We start from the raw sequence: 23,680 nt of genomic DNA, 5'->3' as shown, positions 1-23,680 counted from the left end.
CCCCAAGCTGACTATGATCGGCGGCCCGAAACAAGCGCTGCTGGTGTTAAGAAGAACAAAGCTTCGGTGATAAGCGATTACTTTTATCGTGACGCGACGTCCTATAATGGAAACCTCTATGCGCTCATTCCTCCAGGATCTACGTTTTGGCGCGCGCATGCTGCGCAAAAATCCGGGCTTTGCCATTGCCGCCATCTGCACGCTGGCGCTTGGTATCGGCGGCAATACGGCCATTTTTACCATTACCAGTTCTGTGTTGCTGAAAGCTCTGCCTTACGACTCACCGCAACAACTGATCTCGATCGACGTCCAAAGTAAGGATGGGCAGTCCCACTGTTGCAGCCTGAACCGCTTTGACAGCGTGCATGACCACAGCCAGTCTTTTTCCGGAGTTGTGGCAGCGACCAATGACAACTTCAATCTCACCGGTCGCGGCGAGCCGCTGCAAGTGCCTTCAGCACGAGTTTCTGCCGATTTCTTTCAGGTGCTGGGAGTCAAGCCGCAACTGGGCCGCTTCTTCCAGCCGGATGAAGGCCAGCCCGCCGGCAAGCCGGTGATCGTGATCAGTGACTCGCTCTGGCATACGCGCTTCGGCGGCGATCCTAACGTAACCAATGAGACGGTGGCGCTGGATGGGAATCCATACAGCATCATTGGGGTGTTGCCCGCGGGAATTCAGTTTCCTTTCCTTGCGCCGGCTGAAATCTGGAGCCCGCGGTATTTTGAGCATTCGCTATTTACGCCGCAACGGCTGCGGCAGGGCGTCGGCTATCTCAGCATCATTGCCCGGCTGCGTCCGGGTGTCTCGCGGGAGCGTGCGGAAGCGGAATTAACTGTTCTGGACCAGCAATTTCAGAAAGATAATCCTGGCGCTCCCGACGCCAAGCCCGGTCTCTCGATGGTCGTCACTGATTTACAGGACTCGGTGGTCGCCAACATTCGGGGAAAGCTCTTGATATTGTCAATCGCGGTGGGCGTGGTGTTGCTGATTGCCTGTGCGAACGTTGCCAGCCTGCTGCTCTCGCGCGCACTCTCGCGGAGAAAAGAAATTGCGGTTCGCGCTGCTCTGGGCGCGCAACGCAGCGTCCTGATCGCTCAACTATTGACGGAAAGTGTGCTGCTCGCTTTTCTGGGCGGATTGCTGGGACTAGGCTTGAGTTGGGCAGCAACGCGATACTTTACGACGTTGGCCGATAATGCCCTGCCGCGCGGAATTCCCATCGGCATGGACGCACGCGTGCTGCTTTTTATGGCCGCGATCTCGGTCCTTACCGGCATTCTCTTCGGCATCTTCCCCGCGCTGCATCTCTCAAAGACAAACGTAAACCAAACGCTGCGCGATGAAGGCCGCGGTTCCACTGGCGGCCATAGCAGCATGCAGCTTCGCAGCCTGCTCGTGGTGGGACAGGTAACGCTCTCGTTGATTCTGATGATTGCGGCTGGCCTGCTGATACGAAGCTTTTCGCGGTTGCTGCATGTCGATCCCGGGTTTGATCCGCAAAATGTTTTGACGATGAACATCTCTCTGCCGACAGTGAAGTATGCCGACGCGCAAAAGCAAGTCGCGTTCTTTGACGACCTGCTGCGCCGCGTCTCTGCGCTGCCGGGAGTACGCTCCACTGCTATTTCGGCCGCGCTTCCATTGGTTCCAAAGCGCATCACGCCGGTTCTGCCGGAAGGCCAGCCCGAAGTCCCCCTGGCCGAGCGTCCTTTCATCATCATTGAGGCAATCAGTCCCGACTGGTTCAAGACCTTGCACGTTCCCCTGCTTGCGGGGAGAGAGTTTACGGATGCAGACAAGGCCGGCTCTCCCAACGTGGTGATTGTGAATCAAGCGCTGGCGCGCCGCTACTGGCCGAACCAGAATCCTGTTGGCAAGCACATCATCATGGGGCGGCAGCCTGCTTCTGAAGTGGTGGGCGTTGCCGCCGATGTGAACAATCGCGGCCTCGCTCTGGATCCCGCGATACAGCTCTATTTTCCGTTCTCGCAACTGCCGTGGGGGAATATGAATCTGCTGGTGCGCACAGCCAGCGAGCCTCATGGCATGGTGTCCGCTGTCCGGGCGCAAGTAGCTGCCATTGATTCTGACCAGCCGGTCACAAATATCCAAACACTGAACGAACTGATGGACAGCTCGCGCGCCGATCCGCGATTGTTCTTATCGTTGCTGGGAGTGCTCTCAGCGATGGCGTTGGTGCTGGCGATCATCGGCATTTACGGTGTACTGGCGTATTCAGTGGCGCAGCGCCGCCAGGAACTGGGAATCCGCCTTGCTCTGGGCGCGGAGAAGGCCGACATTCTGCGCATGGTCGTTGGCTATGGGCTGAAGCTTGCCGTCATCGGAATTGCTATTGGTCTGGTCGTGTCTCTGGCCCTGAGCTGGGTGATGGCCAGCACGCTCGCAGGATTGCTATACAAAATCAGCGCACGCGATTTGACCACGTTTGTGCTGGCTCCGCTGGCGTTCCTGCTGATTTCACTCGTGGCCAGCTATCTGCCCGCACGACGAGCGACGGAAGTGGACCCGAATGAGGCATTGCGGGGAAGTTAGCAAATAGCAATTGGCAATTAGCCTGACTTTTTAAGCTATGAGCTTTTACTAATTGCTAGTTGCCAATTGCTAATTGCTGGCTTTCAAAGTCTGCTTGCGAACTGTCAGGTTCTCAATCAGATCGGTCTTGATCTTGAACCCCCGGCCGGGTGTCTCCGGCACTTTGATGAATCCTTGCGGCGAAACTTCGACCGCCGGTTCGATAATGTCTTCTTTCCAGTAGCGCTTTGAAGCCGAGACGTCGCCGGGCAAGGTGAAGTTTTCGAGCGTGGAGAGCGCAATGTTGTGTGATCGTCCGATGCCGGTTTCCAGCATGCCGCCGCACCACACGGGAATGCCGCCACGATGGGCCACGTTGTGAACGGCGACGGCCTCACTGAATCCGCCGACGCGACCCACTTTAATGTTGATGATCTTGCAGGCGCCCAGCTCCAGCGCGGCTTGCGCGTCGCGCCAGCTGTGGATGGCTTCATCCAGGCAGATGCTGGACTTCAGTTGTTTTTGCAGGCGCGCGTGAAAGTAAAAATCGTCATGCCAGAGCGGTTGCTCGATCATAAGCAGGTTGAAAGCGTCAAACTTTTTCAGGTGCTCGACCTGGTCGAGCGTGTAAGCGGAATTGGCGTCGCAACTGAGCACGATCTGCGGCCAGCGTGCGCGGATTTTCTCGAAGACCTCAACGTCCCAGCCCGGTTTGCACTTGACCTTGATGCGCCGGTAGCCCCCTGCAAGCTCCGTTTCGATTTTCTCCAGCAGTTGCTCGTGCGAATTTTGGATACCTATCGAGACGCCACACGGAATTTCTTTCTGCGTTCCGCCCAGTAACTGCCAAAGCGGAAGATTGCGCGCCTGGGCTTCCGCATCCCAGAGTGCGTTTTCTACCGCGCCCTTGGCCATGCGATGTCCGCGGACTTTGCCGAACAACGCAACGGCCTCGCCGGCACGATCAATCTTTTTGCCCAGCAGCGCCGGGGCAAGATAGCGCTCGGTGACATACCAGGCAGTATCGATAGACTCTTCACTATAAAAAGGATCTTCACCCGCGACGCATTCTCCCCAGCCTTCCGGCCCGTCAGTATGAATGGTCAGCAAGAGGATGCGTCGCTCCGTGGTGCGGCCAAAGCTGGTCTCAAAGAAATGGACCAGCGGCATGTGAATCTCGCGCAAAGTTATGGATTCGACTTTCAACGAGGCTCCCTCCCTTTGAGCAATTAGCAGCTAGCAATTGGCAACTAGCAAAATCTTTTCACCGCAAAGGGCGCGAAGGACGCAAAGAAATAAAGCATGTGAGCGTCAATTCCTTGTGCGATCTTTGCTTCGTTGTGGTTCAGTATTTTGGCTAATTGCTAGCTGCTAATTGCCAATTGCTAATTCCTACTCGTCATCCTTCGTTGCATATGACCAATCTTCATCCCAGCGGCCCAGCAGAAACGCGCCGTTATCCTGTGCGTCACGCTCATAGCCCAACGCAGACAATCCCTGAGAAAACGCGGACAGAAACTGTTCTCGGTTGCGCTTTTGCACGTCGGCTGCTTTGGGCCGATCATCGGGCGAAGCCTTCCACGCATAAATCTGCGCAGGAACCTCTATCTTCTTTTCTACCTTGAATTGCGGCGGCTGCTTTTTGTCCAGAAGATTGACCACGCGTTTCGACTTGAGCCACCACTCCGCTACCAATCGATCGGTGGGCAGCCCACCCTGTAGCGGCGACGAGGAATGGCCGTAATGGTTCACGCTGTAACGCCGCGCGATTGCCCCGAGTCGAGACAGGTTGAGATGCGCGTTCTTGATTTCCAGGGGATCGAAAGTCCACTCCAGCAGTTCAAAGCCTTGCTGAATCGCATCGTCACGCTGCGCCAGTTTTAGTTTGCGGCCCAGGCCGTGGTTACGGAAAGAGTCGCGCACAGCCAGCATGTGCGAATGCAGGTAGGCATGACCGGCCCGGCTGCCCGGAATGGAAAAGGTGAAGCCCACAAGATCATCGCCATGAAAAGCTCCAATGGTCTGCCCACCAATTTTCTGGCTGACTACGAACATGCGCAGCGGTATGAGGTCAAGATCACTGAAATTCCAAACTTCTTTCTGCAACGCGACGCAGGCATTAAGCTCATCTATGCCAACGCATTTACGGATGGTGATCTGCTCGGTCCCATGCTCGGCGACGCTCAAGGCTTTGGTACCTCCAGGGTTTTGGCCTGCTGCCACAGGGCCTCCATTTCTTCCAGACTCGCTTGCTCCAGCGTTCTACCCTGTTGCTGAAGCTGCTCTTCCATCCAGCCAAAGCGGCGGCGGAATTTTCTATTGGTTTTGCGCAGAGCAGATTCAGGATCAACGGAAAGATAGCGGGCAATATTCACAAGCACAAAAAACAGATCGCCGACCTCACCTTCGACATGGTCACGCAGTTCCGCGGGAATTTCTAGCTTCCCAGAACTGGTTGGCAATAAGCCTTGCAGATGTTCCTGTAACTCCCGTGTCTCTTCAGTAAGTTTTTCAAACAGGCCTTGCATCTCTGGCCAATCAAACCCAACATGCGCGGCCTTGGAGCTGATTTTGTGAGCTTCCTGCAGAGCAGGCATCTTGGTAGAAACGCCCTCAAGCAGCAGGGCGGGACCGGACTGCTGGGCTTCACCATTAGTCTGCAAACTTTTGCGCTTTTCTTCAGCCTTGAGCGCTTCCCAATTCTTAAGCACCTGGGCAGAGTCATCTGCTTTTGTGTCACCAAACACATGCGGATGGCGATGAATCAGCTTGTTGCTGAGAGCGTCAAGCACGTCGTCGATTGTAAAAGAGCCCTGTTCCTCTGCCATTTCAGCGTAAAAGAGTACTTGCAACAAGAGGTCGCCGAGTTCACCGGTAAGCTCTTTCCAGTCTCTGTTATCAATGGCTTCCAAAACTTCGTATGTTTCTTCTAGGGTATATCTCTTAATGGTGTCAAAAGTTTGCTCACGGTCCCAGGGGCAGCCGCCGGGGGCCCGTAACCTGGCCATAATCGACTTAGCCCGCTCAAATTTCGCACCCGTTGTCATGAAAGTAATGCTATCATTGCGGCGATTTCCCCAAAAATTCACGTCTTCCGGGGTCAAAAAGCCCGATGCGATATCTATTGAAAAACAGCGGCAAGAGCGTGCTGCAGAGCGCACTAGACGCTCGCAAGCTTCTGCCATTTGCCTTCGTGCTAATCGTCGGCTTTCTGGTGGCAATGGCGTGGGACAGCTTCTCTCGTACGCGCGAGTTGCTAAGCTCGCAGGCGTACGTTGAGCACACGCACCAGGTGCTCTATGAAATGGATGCCATTCAAGACGGATTAGGAGACGCACGCGAAGCATGGCTCCACTACATCCTGACGCCGGAACAACAGGACCTGGATACGTTTGCCGAATCCTCAAAGCAAATATGGAAACGGGTTGCCCGAGTTGAAGATCTTACGCGCGACGATCCCGCGCAACAGGAGCGAGTCAAGCAGCTGCAGGTAATGATCACGGACGAGTTAAAGCAGCTCAGCGACAACCTGCGCACTAATAAAACGCTGCTGATCTATCACAGTCCGGCCACAGATTTTAAGCAGGACCGCGTTCGCAACGCGGTGCAACAATTTAAGGACGAGCAGGAAGTTCTACTGCGCGAGCGCAATCAAGCTGCCCAGGCGCGAGCCCAGGAAGTGGAACGCAGCGTCTCAGTCCGCGTTGGCGTTTTCAGCGCGCTGATGGCGTTTGTGTTCGTGCTGGTCATAAGGGAATCAAAGAAGCTGCGCATTGCGGAGCAGGCTGCGCTGCATTCACAAACCAGATTGGAAGGCTCGCTCCAGCAACTGCAGATTGAAACAGAAAGCGGCAAGATGCTGAATGAATTGCAGGCGAACCTGCAAATCTGCGTGAACGCGCCTGAGGCCTATGAAGTTCTGGGCGGCTACGCGCAGAAATTCATCCCGAACAGTGCGGGCGCGGTGTTTGCCATTGACAGTTCACGCAACCTGATGGGCGTAATGGCGAGCTGGGGCGATTCTCTCAGCCCCACGCAGCACATCCTTTCACCGGAAGATTGTTGCGCGATGCGCGGCGGACGGCTGCACCTTCAAGTGGAAACTTCACGCGGGCTTACTTGCCGCCACTTCAGCGGCAGCATTCCTGAAGCCTATGTCTGCCTGCCTTTGGCCGCGCTGGGTGAAACGCTTGGAATTCTGCACATCAGCACGGAACATTCCGACCAGCTTTCCGCTTCGCGGCTGGCAATGATCCAGCAGGCCGGAGAATACGCGGCACTGCGGCTGGCCAACCTTCGCCTGCGCGAGAAGCTGCATGACCAGTCCATCCGCGATCCGCTCACTGGCCTTTACAACCGGCGTTTTCTGGAAGCGACGTTGGAGCAGGAGCTCCATCGCTCCGGACGCCACCACACCGGCCTTGGCGTAATCATGGCGGACATCGACAAGTTCAAGCTGTTCAACGACAGCTTTGGCCACACGGCGGGTGACATCGTATTGAAAGAAGTAGCCGCCATGTTGCGACGCTCCGTGCGTACGGAAGATATTGTCTGCCGCTACGGCGGAGAAGAATTCCTGGTGGTGCTGCCGGATACGACGCTCGAAAGCGTGACAGAGCGCGCGGAACAAGTGCGCGAGTCCATTGCCAAGCTGGACCTGCAACACGCAGGACACTCCCTGGGAAAAGTGACTGCCTCATTCGGTATTTCTTTCTCGCAGGACGGCGTGCTCACTCCAGAAATTTTGCTGCGTTACGCGGATGAAGCGCTTTATGAATCGAAACGCAGAGGCTGCAATTGCGTGAGCCTGAGCGATTCAGTCACGAACCTATTGGCGGAAAAGCAGGAAAAAGATGCGCCTAATCCGCCGCTCAGTTTCAAGATCGCGCAGCCGTAAGAAACGCCCTGAAAGCCCCTGGAATCAAGGCTTCCCGTCTAGCGTTCGCCCCACGAGCGCTATTCCTGTGCTGCCCAATAACCGCGTGCAGAGCAGCTCACTCGCACTACTTGTAGTAAACTTGAAGTTTACGCTTCTGGTTCTGCATCTGACATAAGAGAGAGGCCTTGCTGTTCCCCCTGACGTGGGCCGCCGATTTCGTTTAAATGACTCCAAAAATCGCCGATAACAAATCGCTGGGTTATGTGACATTCGCTTTGCATTCCCATCTTCCTTATGTAGTCAACCATGGAACGTGGCCGCATGGGATGGAGTGGCTGCATGAAGCGGCTGCGGAGACTTATCTTCCATTGCTCCGCGTCTTTGGCGAATTGGAGCAGCAGGGCCTGGCGCTGCAGGCCAACGTGAATCTCTCTCCCATTCTGCTGGAGCAGCTCTCGCACCCCGAATTCAAGGATGAATTCCCAAAATATCTGCTGCGGAAGATCCAGGCCGCGCACAAAGACGCCGACGATTTTACCGTCCAGAACGACCCGCATATGGTGAAGGTGTCGCGCTTCTGGCTGCATTTTTATGAGCAGGCGTTGCGACAATTTGACCAGCTTGGATCCAACATCATCCGCGGCTTCCAGCATTTTTACGATTCCGGCGCCATTGAAATCATTACCTGCGGCGCCACGCACGGATATTTCCCGCTGCTGGGAACCGATTCTTCCATCCGCGCGCAGGTGAAGACCGGCGTGGAAACACATGAGCGCTTTTTTGGACGCAAGCCGCGCGGCATATGGCTACCGGAATGCGGCTATCGGCCGGCAGGGACGTGGCAGTTCCCTGTTACGCCGGACGGATCTTCGCGTCCGCCCAAGCCATTCTATCGTGAAGGCGTGGAGCAGATTCTGGCGGAACACGGAATCCAGTTCTTTTACGTTGATACGCACCTGGTTGATAGTTCCACGCATTTCACTCCGTATCAACTGCTGGCGGGCGGCGTTCCCATTGCAATGGAAACAGTGGAAGATCCGCCGGCAAAAAATTTCTATCGTCCATATTTTGCCGATGGGCCGGACCGCGATGCGCAGGTTGCGTTTTTCACCCGCGATCCGCGCACCAGCGCGCAGGTCTGGAGCGGTGACCAGGGATATCCCGGCGACGGGAACTATCTGGAGTTCCACAAAAAGCGCTGGCCCGGCGGCAATCGATACTGGCGGATTACCGGCAGAAAAACTGATCTCGGGCTCAAGCAGCCGTATGATCCCGCGGTTGCGCTGGAGCGCACGCGCGAGCACGCAAAACATTTCGTCCGGATCACCCATGAAACGCTCGAACGCTATGGCAACAACGGCGCAGCGGCGTCGATCCTGACCGCGCCGTTTGATGCTGAGCTTTTTGGGCATTGGTGGTTTGAAGGCCCGGAATGGCTGAAGAACGTGGCGCTGGAATTTGCGAAACCGGAATCGCGCGTCAAGCTGATTTCCTGCACTGACTATCTTGACCAGTTTCCTCCCAATGCTTACGTGGCCCTGCCGGAAGGTTCGTGGGGCGCGGAGAGCAATAACAGCGTCTGGCTGAATGAAGATACAGCCTGGACGTGGAAGCATATTTATCCTGCTGAGCTGGCAGTTCAACAGATGGCCAACAGTGATTTGTGGCGCGGCAATGACACGGCCACGCGTCTGGTAAAACAGATTTGCCGTGAACTGCTGCTGCTGGAATCTTCTGACTGGCAATTCTTGATCACCACCAAGGCCGCCCGCGACTACGCGGAGAAGCGCTTCAATACTCATCTGGAACAATTCCGCGCATTGCTGGATACATGGCGTCGCTTTGAATCGACCCACCAGATTTCGCTGCAGAAACTGCAGGAACTGGAAGCTATTGAGCTTCGCGATTCGGTCTTTCCGGAGATCGATCCTGAATTGTGGGGCACCACGCACGGCGTACTTTCGCAGATCCGTCGGTAAGTCCTTTAAACACGTCATTTTCCCGAAACGGTTATATTCCTCTAATATGCGTCCGGAAGTAATGTTGTTCTTTCCTGAAAAAGCATCTAAATAATGATGGACGTGAGTAGCTCGATTCAATCGAAAGACCAGAGCTTTGACGTTCTGGTGATTGGCGGCGGCATCAACGGTGTTGCCATTGCGCGCGAGTGTGCGCAGTGGAGCAAGCGCACGCTGCTGGTCGAGCAAAATGATTTTTCGTCCGGCACTACCAGCCGGTCCACGCGCATCATCCACGGCGGTCTACGCTACCTTGAACATGCTGAGATCGGGCTGGTGCGTGAGTCGTTGCGTGAACGAGAGCGCCTGCTGATGCAGTCGCCGCATCTGGTCCGTCCGCTGCAATTCCTGCTGGCGTTGCCAAAAAAATCTCATTCGCTGCTTCGCAGCTCCCTTTCCATACGGACAGGCTTGTGGCTCTACCATCGCTGGGCAGGCGGCAAGCGCGCATGCTGCAGTGATCTTTCCGCGTTCGAACGCCAGCTCGACAAAGGCAATGGCTGGTCGATCTACTCTTATGAAGACGCGCAGTGCGAATTTCCTGAACGCCTGGTGGCGGAGTGGCTGGCGGAAAGCATGGCCACAGGCGCCGTGGTGTGCAATCACACCAGGCTGCTGGAGATCACTCGCGAAGGCGGCTCGCATAAATCCGGACGCGTCAACGGAGCGCGGCTGCGCGACTTGATTTCCGGGCAGGAATATTTTGTCCACGCCAAAAACGTTGTAAATGCAACCGGCCCGTGGGCTGACGCGGTAATTGGCGCTTCTGGAATTTCCACACCGCGGATGATTGGCGGCGTGCGCGGGTCACATCTGGTGCTGCCCAAATTTGCCGGCGCGCCACAACAGGCCATCTACAGTGAAGCCATTGATGGCCGTCCGATTTTTGTTATCCCATGGAACGCTCAACTCCTTGTCGGCACCAGTGAAGTGGCTGATTCAAGCGTGCCTGATAATCCGCAACCCAGTGCGCAGGAATGCGACTATCTCTTCCAAAGTTTTGTGCGGCTCTTTCCGCACTCCGGCCTCACGCCGGCTGACATACGTTACAGCTTTGCCGGAATACGTCCGCTGCCGTTTGCGCCCGGCAAAGCGTCTTCAGCCATCACGCGCAAGCATCTGCTTCACGATCACTCGGATGACGGCGCCGCAGGCCTGCTCTCCGTGATCGGCGGCAAGTTGACCACGGCAGCCAGCCTTGCGCGTGATGTTGGGCGTAAACTTGGCCTTGATGTGCCAGAGCCGGTCAACGTATTTGCTTCGCCCGCCGGCGAAGAAGATGTTCAATCCACCGTGCGACAATGGGCCCGACTCGTCGCATGCAAAGCCAAAATTCCTGAAGGCTGCGCGCAAGCGATTGCGGAATGGCATGGCCGCCACGCTCTGGCCATCGCCCATGCCGCATCGCTCGACGAGCGCCTGCGTGAACCGCTCTGCCAGCATAGCTGCCACCTCGTCGCGGAAGCCGTGGAGGCAGTGGCGCATGAAGCCGCCGTTACTCTGGGCGATATTCTTCTGCGTCGCGTGCCGGTTGCGCTGGGCGCATGCTGGTCAGAAGAGTGCAGCCGTGAAGCTGCTGCAAAAATCGGCAGCGCGCTGGGCTGGGACAAAACCCGCGTCCACCTTGAACTCCTGCGGCTGGAAGAAGAACGCACAGCATTCCTGCATCCGAGCGCGGGCAGCCCCGCAAATTCCCCACAGAGCTGCGTGGGAAAGCCATTGCCGTTGCATAGCACCACGCAAGATTCGTAAAACGGCCATATATCTAACTGCGTTAATCCCTGCACGTCTTACGATTCGCTTTCCCGCCTTACTTCAATCCTGCGTCTTTGGCGACTTTATTGCCGCGGTGGAGCATCTGCCCGCCGAAAAATATAACTGATGCCGGGCATTTGGCAATCAGGCGGGAGCAATGGCGACCTGCTGATGGGCGCGGCAATCACGCAGCGTCCCGACTTGTTTCGCGCCGTGGTATGCCAGCTTCCGCTGCTCGACATGCTCCGCTACCAGGGTTGCCAGATCGCCAGGTTGTGGATTGCCGAATACAGATCTTCAGACGATCCGGCGCTGCTTGAGTATTTGTTCGCCTGCTCGCCTTTCATCACGTGAAGATACTCGCTATCCGGCGGTTTTACTCATGACGGCGGAGAGCGATACGCGCGTCGATCCTATGCACGCGGTAAGGATGGCGGCGCTGCTTCAGGCTGAAGCTGCGAATGGGTCTTGATCGTCCGATTCTGTTGCGCGTGGACGCCAAAGCAGGACACGGAGTGGACAGGCCATTACAAAACTGGTGGATGATGCCGTGGACGTCTGGAGCTTTTTATTCTGGCAGCTTGGCGTAAAGTTGTAGTCTCATCGTCCGTGGCAATCCTGGCATCTTTTCGATCACAAATAAGAAAGGAGCCGCTCGCGGCTCCTTATCACCTTAACCGATCAGAAAAAATATTTAGCTCGCGTTGAGCGGCTGGGTCAGCCGGAAGCCAAGACGGCGTTCCGCAATAAATCCCACTTCTTTTTTTCCTGTTGCATAAGCAGCCGTTGTGCCTCCGGCCGCGCCCACGGTGGTCCCAATGGCTGCGCCTTTGCCGCCGCCCACCAACGCGCCCAGCAGCGCTCCACCGCCGGCCCCGCCGCCAATAAATGCCAGATTACGTTTCTTGTAACTTCCGCCGCTCACAAACACGCTGTTGGTTTGCAGCGGCACCGTCTTGCCATTCAGCATGATGGAAGAGAGCGTGATCCGCAAATAACCAGCGTTGTGCAGATGCCCGGATTCACGGGCGGCAACCACCTTGCCTGTTACGGGAGCGCCTTTGGGCGCTAGAGTTTGTCCTTCAACCACAAGGGGTTCGTCCAGTTCGGCGGAAAAATTCTGTCCGGACTGCGCTGTCGCGCTGGAAATAGATTGCTGCAGCCGCACATAGATGGCGGTGTTGGCCGGAACCACCAGCGCTTTGCCTTCCACAAAAGGCAACTGCTGCTGCGGCACTGCGGGTGTATCGGTGGCAACAGTAGGAGGTTGCGCGCCGACACCGCAGCCCGCTGCCAGTCCGGCAAGGACCAGCAAAATCAGAAGGAATAGATTTCTCGTCATACGTACCCCAGCAGTGTGGGGGGCACTGCCACCAAGGGTAACTGCACGACGCATGCCAAAATGCGGCTTTATTTTCTTAGGTTTATGGGCTGATTATTTTTAAAACTGTGTACTTTTTACCGCTGGCAGAGTAGCTGTTTCTTGGCCCCATCGATTAACGTGTGCCGCTGCCGGAGACATTTTCTGCCGCTGCGGTAACGTCAGGCTGGACCACAACGCCGTCAAAGGCCGTTGTCCCCAGCAGGCGGCCACGCGCTACGCGCAGATTTCGGATGCGCCATCCCGTGGTAATGGCGTTCCAGTTTCGGCCATTGTCAGCCGATTCGAAGATATTGACGGATAGGCCGCTTGTCACCAGCATGCGATGGTTTTCATTGTCAAAGTGGATCGTCTGAATATCGGCCAGGCGCAGCGACGAAACTTTTTTCCACGAATCACCGGCGTCCGTGCTGCGGAAGAGCCCTGTTCGCGCCGCAAGCCAGACGTCGCCGCTGTTGTCCACGGCGACGGAGTTGATGGAAAAGTCGGCGTCCAGCGTCTTGGTTGGCAGCCAGCTTTCCCCTCCGCTTACAGAGACGGCTACAGTGTTGCGCCCGGCAATTGCCACAACTTTGCCGGCCACGCTGATGCTTACAGGAACGCCAATGCCGGGCAGCGATTCCGCACGCCATGTCGCACCGGAATCCGAACTAACAAAGAGTGCAGTCGATGTTGCGGCAAACCACTTGTCCGCGCCCAGTTCCAAAACCGTGACGCGCGGAGCAAGCTCAGGCGCAACGACGGCGCGTGTTGAAGTCCTTTTCAGCATTGCGGCCTGCGGCTTGCTCAAAGGCAGATCGCGCGGTATCCAGCGAGAGCCATGCGGCGGAAGCGCGAAGATGCCATGATCGGTCCCGGCCACCAGCGTGTTGTCTGCGGCCTGCCGAAGGACAAAAACATCGCGGCCATCCAGACCGTCACTGTTCTGCTTCCATGTTTGTCCAGCGTCGCGGGAAACAAATACTCCACCAAATTCTTTGTCGTTCAGAACTCCGGCATAAAGCACGTTGCTGTTGCCGCGGTCCACCAGCAAAGCCGCCGCCTGCCGATGCGTAAAGCCACGGTTGGAAGCCGTAAAGGTTACGCCGCCATCATCGCTGGCCAGCACGCCGCTGCGATCTGTGGCCAGCAGCACGCGCGAAGGTTGCCGGGGATCGATCAGCACATCATTGATGATGATGTTGGAGCCGGTCATGTGTTTCCAGGTCGCGCCTGCGTCAACGGTCTTCCACAGGCCCTCGGTGGTTCCCGCATACACAATGTTGTGATCAAGGGGGTCCATCCGCAGCATGCGCGTGCGCCGCGCGGAATAAGGAATGCCTTGGATTTTGCGGAAAAGTTCTCCGGCGGAGTCGCTGCGATAAATGCCGGAGCATGCACTGATAAAGATATTTGCGGGCTGCTCGTGATCAATCACAATGGAAAAAACGTCCGAGTCGTCAATCACGCCCTTTTTGATGTTGTGCCAGGTCTTGCCGCCGTCTTCAGTCTTCCATGGCAGATGCCACGTGCCGGCATAAATCACGTCGGGATTTACCGGATCAATGGCGACAGATTCAACATTCTTGATTTCAGCATGATTGGCCGGAGAGATTCTTTCAAAGTCACGGCCGCCGTTGCGGCTGCGGTAGATTCCGTCCAGTGCGCCAACAACAAGAATTTTTGGATCGGAAGCGGCCATGCTCAGCGCGCGCAGCGATTTTCCGTGCAGGTCAGCCACGATTTCCCAGGTCTTTCCCGCGTCATGGCTGCGGTAAAGATCGCCATCGCTATTGGGAAGCTGCGCATTCCATGCAGCGGCAAACATATTCCGGGAGTCAGCGGGATCAATGATGATGTGGTCCAGGACCATCTCCGCTGAATTGCCGGGCCGGGCAAAGCGTGACCATGTTGCGCCCTTGTCCGTTGAGAGATAAAGATTCCCGGCGCTGGTGCCGAGAAAAATGCGGTCAGGATCATTGGGATCGATGGCAAGGCTGCGCACGTTGCCTCCATCCGGGCCAATGGGTTGCCATGGTTGCTCCGCCACAAGGGCGGCAGACATCCAAAGCAGGCTAACCAGAACGGGAATGGCTCGCATAGTGGTACGCATGAGTTGAAACGGTCTTTTCCCTGAAAACTGAATGCAATGAGATTGACATGATGATTTTGCTCCAACAAGTTACCGAAGGGCAATCGATTTAAAAAGTACACGCCTGCGCGAACAATGTGGATGCTGGCCCAAAATAAAACGGCGCGCGATTTGATGACATCAGTCGCGCGCCGATAAATGAAGGCTTATTTCGCGGGTTTCAGGTTTGCCGGTATTTCCACTTTGAGCACTTGCAACAGTATCTGGGTTCCCGAATCGAGCTTTACGTCTTCAGTATTCGATACGATTACCGGACCCGGCGTATCGGCGCTGGGTGTGGTGCTCAGGCTCAGGCCTTTGAATCCGAAGATGCCCTGCGGCATGCCAATGCTCATCGGTTTACCGTTTGAGGCCGTCTCCAGAATCGCGCCGGAGCTGTCTACATGCGTGGAAGGTGACTGTTTTACGGTTATGGGAGTCTGGAATGTCGCAACCGATGCGCCTGCACCGCCACCGCTACCGCCCATCGGGCGATTCGCCGCCGCTGCTGCGCTTGCCCCGCGTCCAGTGGGGGCAACCGATCCATCACGTGATACACCTCCAACCATCGAGGGGGGAAGCATCTGCGAGGGCTCATCGACCCGGGACCTTCTTACCACTGGCTGGGATATGGCCTGAACTACGGCCTCAAAATCAATATCGTGAAAATGTTTCAATAGAATGCGGTCAAAGACGATTCCTAATCGCGATTCAGGATGCTCGCTGTCCCTGGCGCTCACTTCAGTCACATGCCCAACCAGCTTGGTTTCAACCGGAATGATTATCTTGCCATGAGACACAATATCCTGGGAAACTTCCGCTTTCACCTTGTCACCAACCTTGAGTTTCTTGGCTTTGAGTGTTTTGCTTAACTCCACAAGCATGTAAGAGGCTTTGGGCTTCGCGTCTTCCACTTTGGTGGCAGGCGGGGTCACTGTCGCAGTGGCTGCGGCTGCCGCAGCTGGTTTAGCTGTAACTGCGGTTTGAACAGAATTTTTTACATTTGTGGCAGGCGCGGAGGCCTGAGGCTTGCCATCTGCCAGTTGCTGTTGCGCGTTCGTCGCGCGCGCTTTCGAGCAAGGCCATGCGGTCACGATCAAAACCGCAACTGCGATCCAGTAGCTCTTCATGCTGCACCTCGAGGGGGGAACGAAGCACCGAAAGCCTGTTATTCTCGGCCACCATTGTGCAACGAACTTCCTACAATGTCCACCAAGTAAAGAGATGGACGAATGCCGAAGCGGGGTTGTCACTGCCGGGAAACACTGGATTTTTATTGGCTATGCAAAAGAAACAGCGGCCAAGTTTGGAACTTGACCGCTGAAAGAGCGCATAAGTCAGCGTGCCGCAGCAGAACCCGTTACCTGCAAAATCATTTGCGTTCCGGTATCTAACTTCACGTTGCGGCTGGCAGAGCTGATAATTGAGCCCTGGACGCTGCCGGTGGTCGCTGTGTTCAGAGCCACTCCCTGCATTCCTACCACGCCGCGAGTTGCGGAGTTGATGGCGCCATTCGCTGCCACGCCAGTCGCCTGGTTTACCGCTCCGTTTACCGCCCCGTTCGCCGAGTTGGTGACTGATCCCGCAGTGTTGTTCACGGTGTTTGTAGCAGTGCCCAACGTTGAGTTGACTGCGCCACCACCCATGGGAGCCAGGCCGCCTCCGTTTCCGCGACCACCGCCCATGGCAGTACCGCTGCCGCTTCCCATTCCCGATCCCAGGCTTCCACCATCATCTGTGGCGGCAGAAAGCGAACCCTGCACCGGGGCCGCCAAGGCTTGAATGACGCCGGAGAAAGCCATTTCTTCTCCGCCCTTTAACATCGCTTTATCAAAAGCTATGCCCAGCTTGGACTCGCTATTCTCTTTGCTCTTGGCTTGCGCTTCAGTAACGTGACCCACCAGCTTTGAGCCCTTGTGCAGTACTACCTTGCCATCGGATTTTACGTCTTGCGTCAGCTTGGCCGTGACTTCATCACCTGGCTTTGCTTTTTTAGCGTCGATTGACTTTGTCAGTTCAGCTTGCAGAGTCGTCCCACTGCTCAGCGCTGAGGAAGCGCCATTGATGCCGGCCGCGCTGTTGCTGCCGGCAGCGGCAGAAGTTTTATCGTCTTTCTTGTTCTCCTGAGAATGCGATGCCTGAGCGTTTGCTGCGCCATTCACACCGGTTGACGCGGCTGGAGTTTGTACGCTCTGGCTGGCATTGGCTCCGGCGCTAGCCTGACCGGGAGTCACTGAAGCATTGCCGGATGCCGAACCGCCCGCCGAGGTCTGCGCCATGGAGCCAGTCGCGACTAAGCCTGCCACGATAGCGGCTATACAAAATATCCTCATATTCAATCTTTTCCTCTCTAAGGTATTGAAAGTTTGAAAATCCCTGGGGTCAGACAATCTGAATTTGAAACTCGGGCCTGAAAGACTTGCGTTGAGAATCCCGTCGCCAACGAACCGGTTCTCTAATCACCAGTTGAGATGCAAATGGCACAAAAAGCGTCTACTCTGGATTTTAAGTTCAATACAGTCAAAGGGTTAGAGGCCTGATAGACTTTTTTACACGGTTTGTCATCTAAGCCAGAGTACCCGCTCCAAGGAAAACAGGGCCCGATGATAATCTCTACACAAGGGGAAGCGTTTGAGTACACAAGAAAAAGTCCTGATTGTGGAAGACGAAGAAAATGAACGCTCCGGCTTGGCCGAGCTCGTCTCTGCGTGGGGCTACCGAACCGACACAGCCAAAGACGGGTTGGAAGGCCTGGAAAAAGTAGCCACCTGGTCGCCGGGGATCGTGGTCACCGACTTCAAGATGCCGCGCATGGACGGTATGGAGCTTTTGCAGCGGCTTTCTGACCAGCCGCAGCAGATCGCCGTGGTATTGCTGACGGCGCAGGGCAGCATAGATGTCGCCGTGGACGCCATGAAGGCGGGCGCGTATGACTTTATCCAGAAGCCTGTGGACCCGGCGCGGCTCAGGCAGATTCTGCAGAATGCTTCCCGGCAGCGCGGCACGACCGTAGAGCTGGAAGTCACCAAGAAAAAACTGCGCGATACCGGCGTTTTCGGCCAGATGGTTGGATCGTCACGCCCGATGCAGGAGATCTTTCACCTGATTGAGATGGTAGCGCCCAGCACAGCGTCCGTACTGATCACCGGAGAAAGCGGCACGGGCAAAGAGATGGTGGCGCGCACGATTCATGACCTGAGTCCGCGCAAAAGCAAGCCGTTTGTGGCGATCAACTGCTCCGCCATTCCGGAAACGCTGATTGAAAGCGAAATCTTTGGTCATGAAAAAGGCGCGTTCACCGGAGCCATGGAGCGCCGCGCCGGCTGCTTTGAGCTGGCTGAAGAAGGCACGCTGCTGCTGGATGAAATCGGAGAGATGCCTGCCGCAACGCAAGCCAAGCTGCTGCGTGTGCTGGAAGACCGCAAGCTTCGCCGGCTGGGCAGCAAGGTAGAAACACCTGTCGATGTGCGAGTGCTGGCGGCGACGAATAAAGTCCCTGAAGAGGCTGTGGCAAAAGGCGAACTGCGCGGCGATCTTTATTATCGGCTCAACGTTTTCAATATTCACCTGCCGCCGTTGCGCGACCATAAGGAAGACATCCCGCAACTGGTAGACGCATTGCTTGCTGACATGAACGCCAAGCATGGCCGCAAGGTGGCCGGCGTGGCAGACCATGTTTTGCAAATGTTCCATAACCATAACTGGCCGGGCAATGTGCGTGAATTGCGCAACACCATGGAGCGCGGTGTAATCGTTTGTGATGGAACCTTACTGGACCAGCGCCATCTGCCGCCGAATTTTGGCGCCATGGGTGTTCGCGTTCCGTCGAGCGATGGCGAAGGGATCCGGCTGGAAGTGGGAACCACGGTGGGCGAGGCCGAAAAAATGTTGATTCTGAAAACGCTGGCGGCGAACAATAACAATAAAACGCGCGCTGCGGAAGTCCTGGGAATCAGCCTGAAAACGCTGCACAATAAGCTGAAGGAATATGGAAGCGCATCCGCCGTGGCCAGCGAGGGCGCCGGCTAAAAGACCCTTTGCATTTGCCGTGGCGATAGCTGAAGATGGCAAATGCAACATAGCAAGTTGCACGCTAAGAAGTGAATGATGCCTGCCTTGAGCCTGAAAACCAAACTGGTTTTCGCCATCACCGCCATGGTGGTGGCGATTGTGGCCACGCTTTCGACGCTTTACATTTCGGAAGTGGTGCATCAGCGCATCCATGAGGTTTACCAGGTTGCTGATGTGATCAAGCTGCACGTCTTTGCCGTATCGAAACCCGCGATGGGCGTGGACCTGAGCAGTTCCAAAATTGACCTGAACGATCCTAAGCAGGTCGAAGCAGCCGTGCAGGAATTGCTGCAATACGATACCGGCATCACCGCGCTGCTGGAATCGGTGACCGGCGATTCACCCAACATTCTTGATGTGAGCATCGTGGATGCCGATGGGCTGGCGATGCTGCACACCAATCCGGCGCTGCAGGGCACGGTGATTCCCGCACGAGAAGATTTCAAGAACGTCCTGGATAGCGGCCTGCGCCAGCAGTTGAAGCTGATTTACGGTCCGGCGCGCGCCTATGACGTCCGCCTCCCTTTGATCCATACCGCAACGGGCAAGCCGTTTGGTGAAGTGCGCGTTGGCGTTTATACGGCGTTCCTGAAGCAGGACATTCAGCCGCAAATCCGCCGTGCGCTGATTTTTTCCGGCACAGCCATCCTGCTCAGCATGATTCTGGCGGCAGGACTTTCAAACCTTGCGTTGCGACCGCTGGCCGCCATCAGCCGACGGCTGGATTTGATCAGCTCCGGCAAGGCTGATCTGGTAGCGACTCCGCAAAAGCGTTCCGACGAATACGGCACCGTCTCTACCAAAATTGAACGACTGGGCCGGCAGATGCGCGATGTCAAAGAGGTCTTCTCTGCCCTGAAGGAGAATCTGGACCAGATGATGGCCAACCTGCAGGACGGCGTGATGCTTTTTACCAGCGATTCCAATGCGGTGCTGGTAAGCGCTTCTGCAGAGCGATTTATCGGCAAGGCGCGCGGAGAGATGCTGGGACGCCAGCCGGAAGAGATCTTCTCGCGTGAATCCATTCTGGGGCGCAAAATCCTGGACGCGTTTTCATCGCGCGAAGCTGTGGACCTGGAAGAAATTGAGGATGCGCAGGGGCGGCACATCCAGATTTCGCTCGACTTTATTGAGGAGCACGGCGAGCGCATTGGCGCGCTACTCACGTTGCGCGACGCCGAGTCTGTGCATCGCATTGAGGATGAGATCGAGCTTTCGCGGAGGCTTTCCGCCATTGGCAGGCTTACGTCCGGCGTGGCGCATGAAGTAAAGAATCCCATCAACGCCATTGTGGTGCACCTGGAAGTGCTGCGGCAGAAGATGAAGGAAATCGATCCCGATACTCGCCGCCACGTGGACGTAATCAGCAGCGAAATTCAGCGGCTTGATCGCGTTGTGCAAACGCTGGTGGACTTTACTCGTCCCGTGGAGCTGCGCCTGAATGATCTGGACATGCGCAAGCTGGTTGAGGACGTGGTGAACCTTGCGTCTCCGGCGGCGGAGAAGCATCAGGTGCTTATAGAACGCGAGGCCGCGCCGGATGCGCTGCCGGTGCGCATTGACGCCGACCTGGTGAAGCAGGCGCTGCTAAATATCGTTTTGAACGGCGTGCAGGCGATGCCCGATGGAGGCACATTGCGACTGACGGTGAAGCGCGACGGCGACAGCGCGCTGATCAGCGTTCGCGACCAGGGCGCGGGCATTCCGGAGAATATCCGCGACAAGATTTTTAATCTATACTTCACTACAAAGACGGGCGGAAGCGGGATTGGCCTGGCCATGGCCTATCGCGTGGTGCAGTTGCACCATGGATCGGTGGAATTTACTTCGATCATCGATCATGGGACCACGTTTTTCCTGCGCTTCCCGCTGGCAGAGGCCGCTGCCAACGGAGATGTGCCCGCCGTAGCAAAAGAGGATTCAGTCAGCAAGGCATGAAAACACTTCGTCTAAACACAGCAGCCGCCGGCATATTATTGCTCGCATTGATCGTTTCAGGCTGCGAGCATAAGAAGCCGGTATTGGTGATGCCGCAGCAACCGCCTCCAACGGCAACGCCGGAGGCCACGCCCACGCCCGCCGAGACCGAACCGCAACCCGCGCCGCAGCAGCCAGAAGCGCAGCCAACAGCAACACCGGCCGAGCAGCCCCAGACCGGGAAAAAGACAGCGGAAAAGAGCAAGCCCAAACACACGCGCCATGCGGCCACGAAGAAACCGGGCGAGAAATCTGAAGTGGCGCACAACAATCCCAAGAAAATCATTCCAGCGGAGCCCGCGCCTACTCCGGCGCAGACGGGCCAGATTTCCCCGGGTCCGACACCCGCTGACGGGGGAAACAACCAGGCTTCAACGGACCAGCTTCTGCAAGGCGCGGAAGCCAACCTGAACGGGATCACACGCACGCTATCAAAAGATGAAGAGGCGATGCGGGCACAGATCAGGGAATTCATCAAGCAAAGCCGCACCGCCACCACGGAAAACGATCCTGCCCGCGCTCACACGCTGGCGGTGAAGGCGCGCCTGCTGTCAGATGAGCTCGTCAAACAACGGTAGCAGGTTTCCTCTCGCAGCTTCGGGTTGCCAAGGGGATCAGGCTCCCGCCCGCTGCGCCTGTCTTGCCGATCCATACTTCTGCGTGGCGTAGCCGACGATCAAGCCAACCATCGCGCCGGGAAGCATGATCTGGAAGTAGTAGCCATGCTGCATGAAGGCGATGATCCATGCCAGAAATGCGCCGACGGCCAGGCCGAACACGATGCCTAGCGCGAGCGAGTGGACTTTGCGGGCAAAGAAACCAATTAGGACACCCGCGATCAGGCCTTTGATCATCGATCCGAAAACGATCCCGACGATCCCGGCGCGCACCGCCGGAGTGAACCACGCCGTAAGCCCATCCAGAATGCCCAAAACGCCGCCCAGCACCAGACCCAGCACAATCTTGTTGCTCATATTGCTCACTCCCTCTGAGAGATGATGTCTCTACTAGCGTATTACCCGCTTTTGCCGGAACCTTTAAATTATTTTTAAGCTCGGCCAATTAATTTGTGCCGCGAAAATCAGCGCCGAGAGAAAAGAATAAATAACAGGCGCATGAAGAGATATGCCAGGACCAGGACGACGGCCACTCGATTGCGGCCCACCAGGCGCGCGGTGCGCTCGAAAATGTTTTCGCGATAGGCGGTGACCGGCATTCCGTCAAGATATCTGCCCACGTCGGCGGCGAGTTCTTGCACAGACGCATAACGCGCGGAAATTTCAGCGGACATGGCTTTGGCGCAGATCGCCTGCAGCGGACGTGCATATGCTTCATGCTGCCGCGAGCCGGGCGGTTCCTGCAAAAGATATTTGAGGATTGAGCCGAGGGCAAAAACATCTGTGCGCTGGTCGATCACGTTTACATCTCCGCATTCCTGTTCCGGCGCCATGTATCCGGGGGTACCGAGAACGGAACCGTGCGCTGTGGTGGCTAGAGCATTTTCAGGGGCTAAAGCCCCGGATCTTAAGGGGTCCTGGACGGCACGAGTAAACTCGTGCCCTGACACTTGTGTCCCGGTCGAGGATAGTCCGGTTGCATCCGTGACATGCTGTGAGACTTGATCCGCCGCCGATGCGCTGCCCATGATCTTCGCCAGTCCCCAGTCCACGATCAGCACCTCACCAAAAGAACCAACCATGACGTTGGCGGGCTTGAGATCACGATGGATGATGCCGCGGGAATGGGCAAATGCCAGCGGCTCAGCGATGCGCTGGACGAGACGCAGTCTTTCACGCAGGGGCAGTTTGAGCGCGTAACGATCAAGCGTCTGGCCTTCTACGTGTTTCATACAATAAAACGTGCGGCCATCGTGGAGTGTACCGGCGTCATGCACGGGAACAATGCCGGGATGTTCCAGTCGGGCCAGCACCACGGCTTCCTGCATGAGCCGCGCGGCCAGATCAGCCGAGCTGTTTTCCGCCACAAGGACCTTGAGCGCGACGGGTCGCTGCAAAATGGAATCATGCGCCAGCCATACCGTGCCCATGCCGCCATGGCCAAGAAGTTCAAGCGCACGATAGCGTGTGCCGGAAAGATCGGGAGTCTGCATCCCGGCTTGCAGGCGCACGACGACCTGGTCTGGGAGGAACTTCATTTTGGTTCGACTCCAAGCAGCGATCGAGCCTCGCGTTGAAATTCTTCGTCGCTGCCTGTCATGTCACGAAGCTGGGCCAGCACGCAGCGGCGGAATTCTCGTCTGGCAAAAGCGAGATAGTTGGTCACGTCTGTGGCGGCGATGCTGAACTCTTCCGCCAAGGCGACGTAGGAAGGCCGCGTGTCTTCATCGCCGAGGTCGTAGCGTTCGAAGACGGTAAACTGTGTGGTCTTCCCTGCTGACTGGCATTGCATACGCAAACGCTCAACGGCCAGGGCGAACAATGTCCGCACCCATTCTTTTTCAAAATAATCTTCCGCAGAGCCGGTCTGCGTGGATGCGGCAAGCTCATGCTCGGCTTCTTCAAAGTCGAGCGAGATGTGGACGGCGGAGTCGCCGCGCTTCTGGCGGTGCGCATCGCGGAGCTGGTTCATGAAGAAGCGATCAATGCATGTGCGAAGAAATGTGCGCAGCTTGCCTTTTGCGGGATCGTACGAGACAAGAAAGTCTTTCTCCAGCAGGCGGGAGAAAAAGTCCTGGGTGAAATCCTCAGCGTCTTCACGCTCCACGTGCCAGCGCAGGCGCACGTACTTGTAGACAGGACGCCAATATGAGGTGGTGATGGCGTCCATGGCGCGGCTTCGTTCTTCCGGATCGCGGCCTTGCGCGGCCGCCACCACGGAGTGGCGGGTCAGGGGAAATGCGTCGCCTTGTGGGTTGTGCGCCAAAAGGAACTCTTTTTAGAGAAGTGCTGGGGCGAGTTTAGTGGTGAAGAGGGCGTATGACAAGCTGCTTCATAGC

General features: G+C 56.5%; 17 protein-coding genes and 1 pseudogene. 8 read left to right on the top strand and 10 right to left on the bottom strand.

What is annotated here, in order from left to right; translation table 11 throughout:
- Positions 1 to 118 precede the first annotated feature (118 nt).
- Positions 119 to 2,554 (top strand): ABC transporter permease, encoded by a 2,436-nt coding sequence (locus tag LAO76_04280; protein MBZ5490133.1) that lies wholly within the window; start codon positions 119 to 121, stop codon positions 2,552 to 2,554.
- Between the two features lie 69 nt (positions 2,555 to 2,623).
- Here the strand turns inward: LAO76_04280 and menC are convergent, their stop codons facing one another.
- From menC to mazG, 3 genes are all read right to left on the bottom strand, one after another.
- Positions 2,624 to 3,739: an o-succinylbenzoate synthase gene (menC, locus tag LAO76_04275; GenBank protein MBZ5490132.1), complete on the bottom strand. Its 1,116-nt coding sequence runs from the start codon at positions 3,737 to 3,739 to the stop codon at positions 2,624 to 2,626.
- 186 nt (positions 3,740 to 3,925) lie between these two features.
- Entirely contained in the window at positions 3,926 to 4,690 is a 765-nt protein-coding gene (locus LAO76_04270; GenBank protein MBZ5490131.1) for a GNAT family N-acetyltransferase, read from the bottom strand.
- A 26-nt stretch (positions 4,691 to 4,716) separates the two neighbouring features.
- Positions 4,717 to 5,580, bottom strand: coding sequence for a nucleoside triphosphate pyrophosphohydrolase (gene mazG, locus LAO76_04265; protein ID MBZ5490130.1), 864 nt, complete (start codon positions 5,578 to 5,580; stop codon positions 4,717 to 4,719).
- 65 nt (positions 5,581 to 5,645) lie between these two features.
- On the opposite strand from mazG, the gene LAO76_04260 reads away from it, so the two are divergent.
- The 4 genes and pseudogenes from LAO76_04260 to LAO76_04245 all read left to right on the top strand — a co-directional run bounded on the left by LAO76_04260 (position 5,646) and on the right by LAO76_04245 (position 11,657).
- Complete coding sequence (locus tag LAO76_04260) at positions 5,646 to 7,430, top strand: diguanylate cyclase (GenBank protein ID MBZ5490129.1); 1,785 nt, start codon at positions 5,646 to 5,648, stop codon at positions 7,428 to 7,430.
- A 206-nt stretch (positions 7,431 to 7,636) separates the two neighbouring features.
- A complete protein-coding gene (locus tag LAO76_04255) occupies positions 7,637 to 9,391 on the top strand; it encodes a DUF1957 domain-containing protein (GenBank protein ID MBZ5490128.1) in 1,755 nt (584 codons plus the stop codon).
- A gap of 93 nt (positions 9,392 to 9,484) precedes the next feature.
- Positions 9,485 to 11,182, top strand: coding sequence for a glycerol-3-phosphate dehydrogenase/oxidase (locus LAO76_04250; GenBank protein MBZ5490127.1), 1,698 nt, complete (start codon positions 9,485 to 9,487; stop codon positions 11,180 to 11,182).
- Positions 11,183 to 11,311: 129 nt separating this feature from the next.
- Positions 11,312 to 11,657, top strand: a pseudogene (locus tag LAO76_04245) (prolyl oligopeptidase family serine peptidase).
- Positions 11,658 to 11,879: 222 nt separating this feature from the next.
- Here LAO76_04245 and LAO76_04240 read toward each other — a convergent pair.
- The 4 genes from LAO76_04240 to LAO76_04225 form a co-directional block, all read right to left on the bottom strand.
- Positions 11,880 to 12,527 carry a hypothetical protein gene (locus tag LAO76_04240; protein ID MBZ5490126.1) on the bottom strand — a complete coding sequence of 216 codons (648 nt, stop codon included), beginning with the start codon at positions 12,525 to 12,527 and terminating at the stop codon, positions 11,880 to 11,882.
- A gap of 154 nt (positions 12,528 to 12,681) precedes the next feature.
- Positions 12,682 to 14,658: a transcriptional regulator gene (locus LAO76_04235; GenBank protein ID MBZ5490125.1), complete on the bottom strand. Its 1,977-nt coding sequence runs from the start codon at positions 14,656 to 14,658 to the stop codon at positions 12,682 to 12,684.
- A gap of 185 nt (positions 14,659 to 14,843) precedes the next feature.
- The gene (locus LAO76_04230; protein ID MBZ5490124.1) at positions 14,844 to 15,806 is read right to left on the bottom strand and encodes a hypothetical protein; all 963 of its coding nucleotides are present in this window, start codon (positions 15,804 to 15,806) and stop codon (positions 14,844 to 14,846) included.
- Positions 15,807 to 16,013: 207 nt separating this feature from the next.
- Positions 16,014 to 17,009, bottom strand: a complete 996-nt coding sequence (locus LAO76_04225; GenBank protein MBZ5490123.1) for a hypothetical protein — start codon at positions 17,007 to 17,009, stop codon at positions 16,014 to 16,016.
- 298 nt (positions 17,010 to 17,307) lie between these two features.
- On the opposite strand from LAO76_04225, the gene LAO76_04220 reads away from it, so the two are divergent.
- From LAO76_04220 to LAO76_04210, 3 genes are all read left to right on the top strand, one after another.
- A complete protein-coding gene (locus LAO76_04220) occupies positions 17,308 to 18,705 on the top strand; it encodes a sigma-54 dependent transcriptional regulator (protein ID MBZ5490122.1) in 1,398 nt (465 codons plus the stop codon).
- A 75-nt stretch (positions 18,706 to 18,780) separates the two neighbouring features.
- Positions 18,781 to 20,685, top strand: coding sequence for a PAS domain-containing protein (locus LAO76_04215; GenBank protein MBZ5490121.1), 1,905 nt, complete (start codon positions 18,781 to 18,783; stop codon positions 20,683 to 20,685).
- Positions 20,682 to 21,302, top strand: coding sequence for a hypothetical protein (locus tag LAO76_04210; GenBank protein ID MBZ5490120.1), 621 nt, complete (start codon positions 20,682 to 20,684; stop codon positions 21,300 to 21,302). Before LAO76_04215 ends, LAO76_04210 begins: the two co-directional genes overlap by 4 nt.
- Before the next feature lie 36 nt (positions 21,303 to 21,338).
- Here the strand turns inward: LAO76_04210 and LAO76_04205 are convergent, their stop codons facing one another.
- The 3 genes from LAO76_04205 to LAO76_04195 all read right to left on the bottom strand — a co-directional run bounded on the left by LAO76_04205 (position 21,339) and on the right by LAO76_04195 (position 23,607).
- Positions 21,339 to 21,698: a hypothetical protein gene (locus LAO76_04205; protein MBZ5490119.1), complete on the bottom strand. Its 360-nt coding sequence runs from the start codon at positions 21,696 to 21,698 to the stop codon at positions 21,339 to 21,341.
- 107 nt (positions 21,699 to 21,805) lie between these two features.
- Positions 21,806 to 22,879: a serine/threonine protein kinase gene (locus LAO76_04200; GenBank protein MBZ5490118.1), complete on the bottom strand. Its 1,074-nt coding sequence runs from the start codon at positions 22,877 to 22,879 to the stop codon at positions 21,806 to 21,808.
- Positions 22,876 to 23,607: a sigma-70 family RNA polymerase sigma factor gene (locus tag LAO76_04195; protein ID MBZ5490117.1), complete on the bottom strand. Its 732-nt coding sequence runs from the start codon at positions 23,605 to 23,607 to the stop codon at positions 22,876 to 22,878. The genes LAO76_04200 and LAO76_04195 overlap by 4 nt, the downstream gene beginning before the upstream one ends.
- Positions 23,608 to 23,680: the final 73 nt, after the last annotated feature.

This window comes from Terriglobia bacterium, assembly GCA_020072645.1.
In the GTDB taxonomy this organism is placed as follows: Bacteria; Acidobacteriota; Terriglobia; order Terriglobales; family Acidobacteriaceae; genus Angelobacter.
Note: the sequence above shows the minus strand (reverse complement) of the source record. Positions and strands in the feature narration are given on the sequence as shown.

Excerpts from the sequence above, each read along its gene's own strand:
- LAO76_04280 (MBZ5490133.1), top strand. The coding sequence starts at position 119 with ATGCGCTCATTCCTCCAGGATCTACGTTTTGGCGCGCGCATGCTGCGC.
- mazG (MBZ5490130.1), bottom strand. The coding sequence starts at position 5,580 with ATGACAACGGGTGCGAAATTTGAGCGGGCTAAGTCGATTATGGCCAGG.
- LAO76_04260 (MBZ5490129.1), top strand. The coding sequence starts at position 5,646 with ATGCGATATCTATTGAAAAACAGCGGCAAGAGCGTGCTGCAGAGCGCA.
- LAO76_04255 (MBZ5490128.1), top strand. The coding sequence starts at position 7,637 with ATGACTCCAAAAATCGCCGATAACAAATCGCTGGGTTATGTGACATTC.
- LAO76_04250 (MBZ5490127.1), top strand. The coding sequence starts at position 9,485 with ATGATGGACGTGAGTAGCTCGATTCAATCGAAAGACCAGAGCTTTGAC.
- LAO76_04240 (MBZ5490126.1), bottom strand. The coding sequence starts at position 12,527 with ATGACGAGAAATCTATTCCTTCTGATTTTGCTGGTCCTTGCCGGACTG.
- LAO76_04235 (MBZ5490125.1), bottom strand. The coding sequence starts at position 14,658 with ATGCGTACCACTATGCGAGCCATTCCCGTTCTGGTTAGCCTGCTTTGG.
- LAO76_04230 (MBZ5490124.1), bottom strand. The coding sequence starts at position 15,806 with ATGAAGAGCTACTGGATCGCAGTTGCGGTTTTGATCGTGACCGCATGG.
- LAO76_04225 (MBZ5490123.1), bottom strand. The coding sequence starts at position 17,009 with ATGAGGATATTTTGTATAGCCGCTATCGTGGCAGGCTTAGTCGCGACT.
- LAO76_04215 (MBZ5490121.1), top strand. The coding sequence starts at position 18,781 with ATGATGCCTGCCTTGAGCCTGAAAACCAAACTGGTTTTCGCCATCACC.
- LAO76_04210 (MBZ5490120.1), top strand. The coding sequence starts at position 20,682 with ATGAAAACACTTCGTCTAAACACAGCAGCCGCCGGCATATTATTGCTC.
- LAO76_04205 (MBZ5490119.1), bottom strand. The coding sequence starts at position 21,698 with ATGAGCAACAAGATTGTGCTGGGTCTGGTGCTGGGCGGCGTTTTGGGC.
- LAO76_04200 (MBZ5490118.1), bottom strand. The coding sequence starts at position 22,879 with ATGAAGTTCCTCCCAGACCAGGTCGTCGTGCGCCTGCAAGCCGGGATG.